At 68.0% G+C, this 10,981-nt stretch carries 15 protein-coding genes; 9 read left to right on the top strand and 6 right to left on the bottom strand.

All coding sequences use genetic code 11. The features are described from left to right. Positions 1-13 precede the first annotated feature (13 nt). Genes truA through def form a run of 3 tightly spaced genes read right to left on the bottom strand, consistent with a single transcriptional unit; the run spans position 14 to position 2,207 of the window. Complete coding sequence (gene truA / locus LI953_RS06800) at positions 14-775, bottom strand: tRNA pseudouridine(38-40) synthase TruA (RefSeq protein ID WP_227075291.1); 762 nt, start codon at positions 773-775, stop codon at positions 14-16. Continuing rightward, on the bottom strand, positions 772-1,677 hold the full coding sequence (fmt, locus tag LI953_RS06795; protein WP_227075290.1) for a methionyl-tRNA formyltransferase: 906 nt from the start codon (positions 1,675-1,677) through the stop codon (positions 772-774). The genes truA and fmt overlap by 4 nt, the downstream gene beginning before the upstream one ends. Next, positions 1,674-2,207 (bottom strand): peptide deformylase, encoded by a 534-nt coding sequence (gene def, locus LI953_RS06790; protein ID WP_227075289.1) that lies wholly within the window; start codon positions 2,205-2,207, stop codon positions 1,674-1,676. Before def ends, fmt begins: the two co-directional genes overlap by 4 nt. 135 nt (positions 2,208-2,342) lie before the next feature. On the opposite strand from def, the gene LI953_RS06785 reads away from it, so the two are divergent. The 9 genes from LI953_RS06785 (at position 2,343) to LI953_RS06745 (ending at position 7,787) form a co-directional block, all read left to right on the top strand. After that, the gene (locus LI953_RS06785) at positions 2,343-2,813 is read left to right on the top strand and encodes an Hsp20 family protein (RefSeq protein ID WP_227075288.1); all 471 of its coding nucleotides are present in this window, start codon (positions 2,343-2,345) and stop codon (positions 2,811-2,813) included. A gap of 78 nt (positions 2,814-2,891) precedes the next feature. Further along, on the top strand, positions 2,892-3,146 hold the full coding sequence (locus LI953_RS06780) for a DUF1150 family protein (RefSeq protein ID WP_227075287.1): 255 nt from the start codon (positions 2,892-2,894) through the stop codon (positions 3,144-3,146). Positions 3,147-3,207: 61 nt separating this feature from the next. Then, complete coding sequence (locus LI953_RS06775; protein WP_227075286.1) at positions 3,208-3,960, top strand: Stf0 family sulfotransferase; 753 nt, start codon at positions 3,208-3,210, stop codon at positions 3,958-3,960. A 50-nt stretch (positions 3,961-4,010) separates the two neighbouring features. Further along, a complete protein-coding gene (gene hisG, locus LI953_RS06770) occupies positions 4,011-4,658 on the top strand; it encodes an ATP phosphoribosyltransferase (RefSeq protein ID WP_227075285.1) in 648 nt (215 codons plus the stop codon). After that, positions 4,655-5,944, top strand: a complete 1,290-nt coding sequence (gene hisD / locus LI953_RS06765) for a histidinol dehydrogenase (RefSeq protein WP_227075284.1) — start codon at positions 4,655-4,657, stop codon at positions 5,942-5,944. The genes hisG and hisD overlap by 4 nt, the downstream gene beginning before the upstream one ends. Positions 5,945-6,017: 73 nt before the next feature. Then, a complete protein-coding gene (gene infA / locus LI953_RS06760) occupies positions 6,018-6,221 on the top strand; it encodes a translation initiation factor IF-1 (RefSeq protein WP_370635769.1) in 204 nt (67 codons plus the stop codon). 26 nt (positions 6,222-6,247) lie between these two features. Continuing rightward, on the top strand, positions 6,248-6,772 hold the full coding sequence (locus tag LI953_RS06755) for a nucleoside triphosphate pyrophosphatase (protein ID WP_255643095.1): 525 nt from the start codon (positions 6,248-6,250) through the stop codon (positions 6,770-6,772). Beyond that, positions 6,769-7,620 carry a ribonuclease E/G gene (locus tag LI953_RS06750; RefSeq protein WP_227075283.1) on the top strand — a complete coding sequence of 284 codons (852 nt, stop codon included), beginning with the start codon at positions 6,769-6,771 and terminating at the stop codon, positions 7,618-7,620. The genes LI953_RS06755 and LI953_RS06750 overlap by 4 nt, the downstream gene beginning before the upstream one ends. Then, positions 7,617-7,787, top strand: a complete 171-nt coding sequence (locus LI953_RS06745) for a DNA gyrase inhibitor YacG (RefSeq protein ID WP_227075282.1) — start codon at positions 7,617-7,619, stop codon at positions 7,785-7,787. The genes LI953_RS06750 and LI953_RS06745 overlap by 4 nt, the downstream gene beginning before the upstream one ends. Here LI953_RS06745 and LI953_RS06740 read toward each other — a convergent pair. The 3 genes from LI953_RS06740 to gap all read right to left on the bottom strand — a co-directional run bounded on the left by LI953_RS06740 (position 7,784) and on the right by gap (position 10,975). Next, positions 7,784-8,665: a DMT family transporter gene (locus tag LI953_RS06740; protein WP_227075281.1), complete on the bottom strand. Its 882-nt coding sequence runs from the start codon at positions 8,663-8,665 to the stop codon at positions 7,784-7,786. The two genes, LI953_RS06745 and LI953_RS06740, sit on opposite strands and share 4 nt — an antisense overlap. Positions 8,666-8,759: 94 nt before the next feature. After that, positions 8,760-9,965: a phosphoglycerate kinase gene (locus tag LI953_RS06735; RefSeq protein WP_227075280.1), complete on the bottom strand. Its 1,206-nt coding sequence runs from the start codon at positions 9,963-9,965 to the stop codon at positions 8,760-8,762. Then, on the bottom strand, positions 9,962-10,975 hold the full coding sequence (gene gap, locus LI953_RS06730) for a type I glyceraldehyde-3-phosphate dehydrogenase (RefSeq protein ID WP_227075279.1): 1,014 nt from the start codon (positions 10,973-10,975) through the stop codon (positions 9,962-9,964). Before gap ends, LI953_RS06735 begins: the two co-directional genes overlap by 4 nt. Between the last annotated feature and the right edge of the window lie 6 nt (positions 10,976-10,981).

The raw sequence follows: 10,981 nt of genomic DNA, 5'->3' as shown, positions 1-10,981 counted from the left end.
GTGTGCGGGGAGGTTAGACCAGATTCAGCCCCGGCTCATAGGCCACGCCGGTGAAATACAGCCCTTCGGCAGGCGCGGTCATCGCCGCGGCGGCGCGCGACTTGGCGCCCAGCACGGCGGCCAGCTTCGCCTCGGGCCAGCTGCCATCGCCCACTTTCGCCAGGCTGCCGACCATGTTGCGGACCTGATGGTGCAAAAAGCTGCGCGCCCGCGCCTCGACGATGATCTTCTCGCCCTCGCGCCACACGGCCAGATGGTCGAGCGTGCGCATCGGCGATTTCGCCTGGCAGGCGGCGGCGCGGAACGAGGAGAAATCGTGATGCCCGAGCAGATGCTGCGCGGCGCGGTGCATCAGCGCCGCATCCAGCGTCTGACGCACATGCCAGACCCGCCCGGCCTCCAGCGCCGGCGGCACGGCGCGGTTGGAGATGATGTAGCGATAGGAGCGCCAGAGCGCGGAGAAGCGGGCATTCCACCCCTCGGGCGCGGGGCAGCAGCGCCGCACCACGATCGGGTGCGGCTTGAGGTGGAAATTCATCGCCTCGCGGATGCGGAAGGGGGTGAGGCCGGGCAGTTCGATCTGCACGATCATCGCCAGCGCATGCACCCCGGCATCGGTGCGCCCGGCGGAGACGGCCTCGGTCACCTCCGCGCCGCCGCGCAGGCGCGCAGCCGCCTCCTCCACCACCTGCTGGATGGCGAGGCCGTGTTTCTGCCGCTGCCAGCCCATGAAGGGCCGGCCGTCATACTCGATCTCTAAAGCCCAGAGGCTCAATAAAACCGCGCTCCCTCGGGCAGGGTGAAGCCGCGCAGGAAATCGGCCGTGGCCATCGCCGCCTTGCCGGCGCGTTGCAGCCGCGTAGGGCGCAGCGCCCCCTCGCCGCAGGCGATGGTGAGCTGATCATCCAGGATCGTGCCGGGGATACCCTCGCCCGCCACCACCTCGGCGGCCAGGATCTTGATCACCATGTCGCCCAGCAGGCCGAGCGCGCCGGGCCAGGGGGTGAAGGCGCGGATGCGCCGCTCCAGCACCACGGCGGGCTGGGTGAAATCCAGCCGCGCATCCTCGCGCGTGAGCTTGGGCGCGTAATTGGCCAGGGCCTCGTTTTGCGCCACCGGGGCGCTGGGGGCGGCCAGCTCGGCCAGGATCAGCTTGGCGCCGATTTCGGCCAGGCTGTCATGCAGGTCGGCGGCGGTGTCGTGCGCGCCGATGGGCAGGGCCTCACGCCGCAGCATCGGGCCGGTATCCAGCCCAGCCTCCATCTGCATGATGGTGATGCCCGTCTCGGCATCGCCCGCGGCGATGGCGGCCTGGATCGGCGCCGCGCCGCGCCAGCGCGGCAGCAGGCTGGCATGAATGTTGAGGCAGCCGCGCTTGGGGGCATCGAGAAAGACCTGCGGCAGGATCAGCCCGTAAGCGGCGACCACCGCGGCCTCCAGCCCGAGCGACTGGAAAACCGCCAGCTCCTCGTCATTGCCGCGCAGCTTGCGTGGGGTGCGTACCGGCAGGCCGAGCGCCTCGGCGGCCTGATGCACCGGGCATTTCTGCTCCTTCTGCCCGCGCCCGGCGGGCTTGGGCGGCTGCGCGTAGACCGCCGCCACCTCGTGCCCCGCCGCCACCAGGGCTTGCAGCGCCGGAACCGAGAAATCCGGCGAGCCCATGAAGGCCAGCTTCATTTCTTGTCCTTCTGCGCCTTGGCCAGCTTGCGGAGCAGAATATTGCGCTTGAGCGGGGTGAGGTAATCGACGAACAGCACGCCGTTGAGATGGTCGATCTCGTGCTGCAAGCAGGCGGAGAGCAGGCCATCCGCCTCAATCTCGCGCTTGGTCCAGTTCTCATCCAGGTAACGCACGGCCACGCGCGCCGGGCGCGTTACCTCGGCATATTGGTCGGGCACCGAGAGGCAGCCCTCCTGATGCACCGCCGTCTCCTCGGATTTGGCGATGATCTCCGGGTTGATCAGCGCGATCGGGGCCGGCTCGTCATTGGGCGCGACATCGACGGTGATGACCCTGAGCAGCCGCCCCACCTGCGGCGCGGCCAGCCCGATGCCCGGCGCCTTATACATGGTGGCGAACATATCGGGGATCAGCTCGCGCAGCTCCTCGGCGTCGTCAGGCGTGACCGCGCGCGCGGCCTTGCGCAGCTTGGGGTCGGGGCAGATCAGGATGGGCAGCAACTCGGCTTCGCTATGTGTCTCTAACATGCCACAGGATGTAGTCTGCCGGCCCCGCGCCTGCAACGCGCCTCTTGCATCCCGCCCCAGTTATGACAACATGGTTATCGGACGCCTTCGGGGTCCATCAACCTGCTTCGCTCAACTCGGGGGAGCCCTTACGTTATGAATACACGCGTATTCACCTCGCCTTTATTTCTCGGCTTCGACCACCTGGAGCAGATGATCGAACGCGCCGCCAAAACTTCGTCGGACGGCTATCCGCCCTACAATATCGAGCAGCTCAGCCCGGTCTCGCTGCGCATCACCCTGGCGGTGGCCGGTTTTACCATGGACGACCTGCAAATCACGCTCGAGGATAACCAATTAGTCATTCGCGGGCGGCAGACTGACGACGCGCAGGGGCGGATCTTCCTGCACCGAGGCATCGCGGCCCGGCAATTCCAGCGCGCCTTCGTGCTGGCCGAAGGGATCGAGGTGAAGGGCGCATGGCTTGATAACGGCTTGCTGCATGTGGACCTCGTGCGCCCCGTGCCGCAGCCGGTGGTGAAGACGATCCCCATCTCGCGTGGTCAGGGCAAGGCCGTGGCCCCGGCGCGGGTGGTGGACAGGGATGTGGAAAACGCCGGGGGCTAAGGCCGCGGCGGGCATAAAAGAGACATATTGCCGCTGTGTGATCGTTCTGCGGCCCCAGCGGCCAGAAAGGATATCACGATGAACATCAAAAACCATGACGGCACGGCCAATTTCGTCCCCGGCACGGTGCTGGACATTCATCATATTTCCCCGTCCCAGCTCGCTATGCTGGGCATGGAGGAAATCGCCTTCGTGAAGCCGGTGATGACCGAGCAGGGCCCGGCCTTCGCCATCCACGCGGCGGACGGCACGCCGATCGCGATCGCCCCGGATGCGAAGCTGGCGGCGGCTGCGATCATCCAGCAGGAGATGGTGCCCAGCTTCGTCCACTAATCCCCCTTGCCGCCGCGCGGGCGTTGCGTCTAATCGCGGCGAGGTTGCAAACGGGGCGGTAATGGGGCTGGAGGCGGTCTTTCCGGATTTCGAGGCGCTGCGGGCGCGGGATTTCGCGGGCATCACCTGCCCCAAGCCAGTGGTAATGCTGGCGATTACCCCGCGCACCGGCAGCACGCATCTCTGCGCCGCGCTGCACGCGGCCGGGCAAAGCGTGGAGCCCACGGAAATCCTCAGCCCGCGCGGCCCGGCGGCGCAGGAGCGGGCGCGGCGCGGGGTTGAGGGTTTCGCCGCTTATCTGGCCGCGCTGTTCGCCGACCCCGACCCGGCCTTCATCTTCAAGACCACCTGGCACGACCTCGCCCCGCTGGCCCCCGCCGTGCCGCATCTGTTTCCGCGGCTGCGCGTGGTGTTCATCGAGCGGCGCAATGCCATCGCGCAGGCGGTGTCGCTGCTGCGCGGCGAGGTGCTGAACATCTGGCACGCCCGCCCCGGCCAGCCGCATCGGCGCCTCACCGCGGCCGAGGCGGCGGCGGCATTCGACCTGCCGCGCCTCCGCCAGATCATGCGCAACATCGCCGCCGAAAACCGACTGTGGGAGGATTGGTTCTCCTGCCAGGGCATCACCCCGCTGCGGCTGCGCTACGAGGCGTTCGAGGCGGATATCAACATCGCCCTGCGCGCGATCGCCGAGGCGGCCGGGCTGCCCCTGCGCTGCGACCTGCCCCCCGGCGCCGGGCTGGAGAAGCTGGCGGACGAAGCCAGCGCGGACTGGATTTTGCGGGTGCAGAAGCATGAATTCAACATGAGTTGAACCGCCCGCCACCCTAGCTTCCCCCTGCCCCGGATGGTAAGGCCAGCGCCATGTCGATCGTTCTTGCTTTGCCCAAAGGGCGCATTCTGAAGGACGCCGGTCCGCTGCTGGCCCGCGCCGGGATTTTTCCGGAAGCGGATTACGCCGATGAATCCTCGCGCCGCATGCGCTTCCCCACCAACCATCCGGGGCTGGACGTGATCCGCGTCCGCTCCTTCGATGTCGCCACCTTCGTCGCCTTCGGCGCGGCGCAGATCGGCATTTGCGGGTCCGATGTGCTGATGGAGTTCGACTATCCGGAGGTGTACGCGCCACTGGATCTCGGCATCGGGCAGTGCCGCATCTCGGTGGCCGAGCCCAAGGACGATGCCGGGCAGACCGATTTCACCCGCGCCTCGCGCATCCGGGTGGCCAGCAAATACCCGAACATGGCCAAGAAGCATTTCGCCGCCAAGGGCATCCAGGCCGAGATCGTGCCGCTGAACGGCGCCATGGAACTGGCGCCGGGGCTGGGGCTGTCGCGGCTGATCGTCGATCTGGTGCAGACCGGCAGCACGCTCAAGGCCAATGGCCTTGTCGAAACCGACGTGATCGCGCAGGTTTCCTCGCGGCTGATCGTGAACCGCATCGCGCTGAAAACCCGGCCCGACGAGATCGGCGCCTGGATCGAGGCATTCCGGAAGGCCCTGACGCCATGAAGCTGCTATCGACCAAGAGCCCGGTTTTCGAGCCCGCCTTCCAGGCGCTGCTGGCCCGCGCCGTCACCCAGCCCGAGGTGAGCGCCGCCGTGGCCGCGATCATCGAGCGCGTGCGCGCCGAGGGCGATGCCGCGCTGTTCGACTACACAAAACGCTTCGACCGCGTGGAATTGAGCGCCGAGCGCCTGCGCGTCTCGCGTGATGAGATTCAGGCCGCGTTTTCCGCCACGCCCAAGGCGCTGCGCGAGGCGCTGGCCCTGGCGGCGCGGCGAATCGAGACCTTCCACCGCATGCAGTTGCCGCGCGATTTCGAGTTCACCGACGATGCCGGGGCGCGGCTGGGCATGCGCTGGACGCCGCTGGACGCCGCCGGGCTGTATGTGCCGGGGGGCAAGGCGTCTTATCCGTCCTCGGTGCTGATGAACGCGATTCCGGCCAAGGTGGCCGGGGTGCGGCGGCTGGCCATGTGCGTGCCCGCGCCCGATGGCGAGCTCAACCCGCTGGTGCTGGCCGCGGCCTCGCTGGCCGGGGTGACCGAGATTTACCGCATCGGCGGGGCGCAGGCGGTGGCGGCGATGGCCTATGGCACGCAGAGCATCCGCCCGGTGGACCGCATCGTCGGCCCCGGCAACGCCTATGTGGCCGAGGCCAAGCGGCAGGTATTCGGGCGGGTCGGCATCGACTCCATCGCCGGGCCGTCGGAAGTGCTGATCCTGGCCGAGGATGGCTGCGACCCCGCGCATATCGCCATCGACCTGCTGGCCCAGGCCGAGCACGACGAGGACGCGCAATCCATCCTCATCACCAATAGCGGCGCCCTGGCCGCGGCGGTGGAGAGCGCGGTGGAAGAGGCGCTGGCCACCCTGCCCCGCGCCGCCATCGCGCGCGAAAGCTGGTCGCGCCACGGCGCCATCATCCTGGTGCGCGAGTGGGACGAGGCGGTGGAGCTGGCCAACCGCATCGCGCCCGAGCATCTGCAGCTGATGCTGGCCGAGCCGGACCGTGTGTTCAACCAGATCCGCCACGCGGGCGCGATCTTCCTGGGGCGCAGCACGCCCGAGGCGGTGGGCGATTATGTGGCTGGGCCGAACCATGTGCTGCCAACCTCGGGCACGGCGCGCTTCGCCTCCGGGCTGTCGGTGTACGATTTCATGAAGCGCACCACCCATCTCAGCGTGCCGCCCTCGGCCTTGGCCGAGATCGGCCCCGCCGCCGTGGCCCTGGCCGAGGCCGAGGGGCTGGGCGCGCATGCCCGCTCCGTGGCCATCCGCCTGGGGACAACTTGACCGGAACAAAAACCCGGCCCATGTGAACGCAGGCGCTCCAACAGTATCAGAGGTATATTTGTCTAAAGAAGATATGATCGAATTCAGCGGCATGGTGACCGAGCTGCTGCCCAATGCGATGTTCCGCGTGAAGCTGGACAACGACCACGTGATCCTTGCCCATACCAGCGGCAAGATGCGCAAGAACCGCATCCGCGTGCTGGCCGGGGACCGGGTGAATGTCGAGATGACCCCGTATGACCTGACCAAGGGCCGGATCACATTCCGCTTCAAGTAAGTCTGGCCTCCGCCAGCCCGCGGCGGCTGGAATTGCTGCGGCAGATCGGCATTACGCCGGACCGGATTTTCGCCCCCGAGATCGACGAGACGCCCGCCCCGGGGGAGCTGCCGCGCGCCTATGCGGCGCGCATGGCGCTCGCCAAATTATCAGCGCAGGACGATGCCTATGTGATCGCCGCCGATACGGTGGTGGCGGCCGGCCGGCGGATTTTGCACAAGACCGAGGCGCGGGACGAGGCCGAGGCCTATCTGCGCCTGCTCTCCGGGCGGCGGCACAAAGTGTTCACTGGCGTGGCGGTGCGCGCCCCCGATGGCCGCGTGGCGCGCCGGGTGGTGGAGAGCGTGGTCGGCTTCGCGCGGCTGGATGAGCCGCAATTGCGCGATTATCTCGACAGCGGCGAGTGGCGGGGCAAGGCCGGGGGCTATGCCATCCAGGGCCGCGCCGCGACCTTCATCGATTTCATCGCCGGGTCTTATTCCGGCGTGGTCGGCCTGCCGCTGCATGAAACCGCGGCGCTGCTGCGCGGGCTGGGCTGGCAGCGGGCATGATCGCCGCCTCCCGGCGCGGCGAATTTGTGCGCGTCGCTCTGCTGCGCGGGGATATGCTGGCCGGATACTGGCTCTGGAACTTGGCCGCGCCGGATGGCGTGGGCGATGTCTATACCGGCCGGGTGGAGGCGGTGATGCCGGCTTTGGCCGGGCGCTTTCTCAACCTGGGCGCGGAAACCGGGTTTCTGCCGGACAGCGCCGGAGGCAAGAGCCTCACCATCGGCGATTATGTGGCCGTGCGCGTCACCCGCGCGCCGCAGGGCGGCAAGGGGCCGCGGCTGGCGGTGGCGGACGAACCGCCCGGCGACGCGCCCAGCCTGAAGCGGCGCGGCCCCGGCCCGCTGCTGGAGCTGGCGGCAAGCCTGCCGGGCGAGGAGATCCTGCTCGACGATTACGCGCTGATCGCCGAGCTGCGCCCGGCGCTGGAGGGGCGGATACGCCACAGCCCCCAGGCCTTCGACGCGGTGCTGGAAGATGAGATCGCCACCCTGGCCGAGCCGGAGGCCGCCTTGCCGCAGGGCGCGCGCCTGCACATCACCCCCGCCCCGGCCGCCACGCTGCTCGATATCGACGCCGGGCCCGCCAGTGCGGCCAACCCGCTGGCGCTGAACCTCGCCGTCATCCCCGAACTCTGCCGCCAGATCGTGCTGCGCAACCTCTCGGGTGGGATCCTGATCGATTTCGCCGGGCTGAAACCGGCGCAGCGGCAGAAGCTGGCCGAGCCCCTGCGCGCGGCGCTGGGCGCTGATCCGCTGCGCCCGAGCCTGCTCGGCTTCTCCCATCTCGGCTTCGCCGAGATCAACCGGCGGCGCGTCCGGCCGCCTTTGCATGAGCTGTTGTCCCGATGAAATGCCCGATTTGCGGCAAGCCCGCTGCGCCCGGCCACAAGCCATTCTGCTCCAAGCGCTGCGCCGATATCGATCTCGGCCGCTGGCTGACCGACAGCTACAAGATCCCGCAGCAGGTGGATGAGGATGACGAGGAAGAACGCGCGCCGGAGCCGCCGCCGCGCTAAACCCGAGCCGGGGCGCGCTGGCTGAGGAACACAGAAAGCAGGATCAGCACGCCGCCCGCGAGTTCCATGAGGGTGAGCTTCTCGCCCAGCAACAGCGCCCCGCCCCCCAGCGCCACCAACGGCAACAGATAGAGGAACCAGCCCGAGGCCTCGGGCCCGAGGGCGCTGGTGCCTTTGTTCCACGCCACCATCGCCAGCACCGACGGTCCAAATACCAGCCCCAGCACGATCGCCCAGCGCGGCGGGTCCATCTGCGTCAGCAGATGTGGCATTTGCCGCGCCCCGGCAAGGAGCAGGGGCACCCCTCCGCCCGTCATCGTCACCGCCGACACCTCAACGGCCGGCCGCCCGGCTAGCAGCGGCGGTGTGAGCACGCAATACCAGGCCCAGGTGAAAGCGGCGAACAGCACCAGCGCCATGCCCAGCCAATCGCCCTGGGCCGGGCCGGCGCTGCCCGCCAGCAGGGCGATGCCGGCAAAGCCGGTCAGCCCGGCCAGCACCGTCCACCCGCCGGGCAGGCGGCGGTTGCGCAGGCTGATCAGCAGCACGATGAGCAGCGGCTCGGTGGCGGTGATCAGCCCGACCATCCCGGCCGAGACGGTGCGGCTGCCGAACGCATAGGCGAGATTATACGACGTCACACCGGTCAGGCCGCAAAACGCGGCGAACATTAATTCACGCCGGGGCCAGCGGCGCAGCGCCCGCAATAGCCAGGGCAGGAAGCAAAAAGCGGCCAGCCCGTAGCGCAAACCCGTAAAGGCGGCCCAGGGCAGCGCCGCATGGTCGTTGCCCAGCATGTAGCGGGTGCCGACCGGCGCCCAGCCCCAGAGCATGACGGCCAGAAAAATCAGCGCAAAGGCTTGCAGCCGCGAAATCATCGAAACTCTCTTTTGCCCATGGCCGCAAAAAAGGGGTCCGCTACGGGACCCCTCTCATGCCTTCGGCTGGATTTGCACGCCAAGGTTCGGGGTCTCAGCCCATGTTCGACAGATCCTTGCTCAGCGCGATCACGCCGGGCAGGACCTTGCCTTCCATCCACTCCAGGAAGGCGCCGCCCGCGCTGGAGAGATAGGTCATGTGCTGATGGTAACCGGCCAGCTTCAGCGCCGACACGGTGTCGCCACCACCGCCGACGGAGACGATCTTGCCCTCCTTGGTGGCCAGCGCGATGGCCTCGGCCAGCACGTTGGTCGAGGCGTCGAACGGCTTGGTCTCGAAGGCGCCGAGCGGGCCGTTCCAGATGATCGTCTTGATCTCCGGCAGGCGGTGGATGAAGGCGGCCACGGTGGCCGGGCCGACATCGAGCGCCATGGCGTTGTGCGGAATGGCGTCGACCTTCACCACCTGGGTCGGGGCGTTGGCCTCAAATTTCTCGGCCACCACCACGTCCTGCGGCAGGATGATCTCGCAGCCCTTGGCGGCGGCGGTCTGCATGATCTTGCGCGCGGTCTCGTGCAGGTCAGGCTCCTGCAGCGACTTGCCGACATTGACGCCCTGGGCCGCCAGGAAGGTATTGGCCATGGCGCCGCCGATCACCAGGATATCGACCTTGGCGACCAGGTTGTTCAGCAGGTCGAGCTTGGTCGAGACCTTGGAGCCGGCGACGATCGCCGCCACCGGGCGCTGCGGGTGGCCCAGGGCCTGCTCCAGCGCATGCAGCTCGGCCTGCATCAGCCGCCCGGCGAAGGCCGGCAGGTGATGCGCCACGCCCTCGGTGGAGGCATGGGCGCGGTGCGCGGCGGAGAAGGCGTCGTTGACGAAAATATCGCCCAGCTTGGCCAGGGCGGCGGCGAATTCGGGGGAATTCTCCTCCTCGCCGGGGTGGAAGCGGGTGTTCTCCAGCACCAGCACGTCGCCGTCATGCAGCTTGGCGACGGCGGCTTCCGCCACCGGGCCGACGCAATCCTCGGCGAAGGCGACCGGCTTGCCCAGCACCTGGGCCAGCGCCTCGGCGATCGGCTTGAGCGACATGCTCTCGACGCGCTTGCCCTTCGGGCGGTCGAAATGGGAGAGCACGATCACCTTCGCGCCCTTCTCCGACAGCTCGCGGATGGTGGGGGCGAGACGCTCCAGCCGGGTGAGGTCGCTCACCTTGCCCTCATGCACCGGCACGTTGAGGTCGGCGCGGAGCAGCACGCGCCGCCCCTGCACCTTCACATCATCGAGCGTGTTGCTCACAGCGCACCGAAATAGGCGGCGGTGTCGGACATACGGTTGGAGAAGCCCCACTCATTGTCGTACCAGGACAGCACGCGGGTCAGGCCGCCATCGACGATGGTGGTCTGCGGCGCGTCGAAAGTGGAGGAGGCCGGGCAGTGGTTGAAGTCCTGGCTCACCAGCTTGTCAGTGGAGTAGCCGAGAATGCCCTTCAGCTCGCCTTCGGAAGCCGTCTTCATGGCGGCGTTGATCTCTTCCACGGTGCCCTGCTTCTTCAGCACCACGTCGAGCGAGATCAGCGACACGTTGGGGGTCGGTACGCGGATGGCGGTGCCGTCCAGCTTGCCCTTCAGCTCCGGCAGCACCAGACCAACGGCCTTGGCGGCGCCGGTGGAGGTCGGGATCATGGAGAGCGCGGCGGCACGGGCGCGGTGCAGGTCCTTGTGCAGGGTGTCCACGGTCTTCTGGTCGCCGGTGTAGGAGTGGATGGTGACCATGTAGCCGCGCTCGATGCCGAAGTTTTCGTGCAGCACCTTGGCGACCGGGGCCAGACAGTTGGTGGTGCAGGAGGCGTTGGAGATCACCTGCATGTCCTTGGTCAGGGTCTTGTGGTTCACGCCGAACACGATGGTGGCGTCCACGCCGTCAGCCGGGGCGGAGACGACGACCTTGCGCGCGCCCGCAGCGAGGAGCTGGGCCGCGGCCTCGCGCTTGGTGAACAGGCCGGTGCATTCCATCGCCACGTCCACGCCCTGCAGGGGCACCTTGGACGGGTCACGCTCAGCGCTCACCTTGATCGGGCCATAGGTGCGGCCGTTATGGGTGATGACCAGGCTGTCGCCCTTGACCTCGACGGTGCCGGGGAAGCGGCCATGCACCGAGTCGTAACGGAACATATGGGCGTTGTCCTCGACCGAGCCGAGATCGTTGATCAGTACCGGCTCCACGTCGGTGCGGCCGGACTCGATGAGCGCGCGCAGGACCAGACGGCCAATGCGGCCAAACCCGTTGATTGCAATTTTCACAGCCATTTTTAT

It is taken from the genome of Acidocella sp. KAb 2-4 (genome assembly GCF_020567705.1).
Classification (GTDB): Bacteria; Pseudomonadota; Alphaproteobacteria; order Acetobacterales; family Acetobacteraceae; genus Acidocella.
Note: the sequence above shows the minus strand (reverse complement) of the source record. Positions and strands in the feature narration are given on the sequence as shown.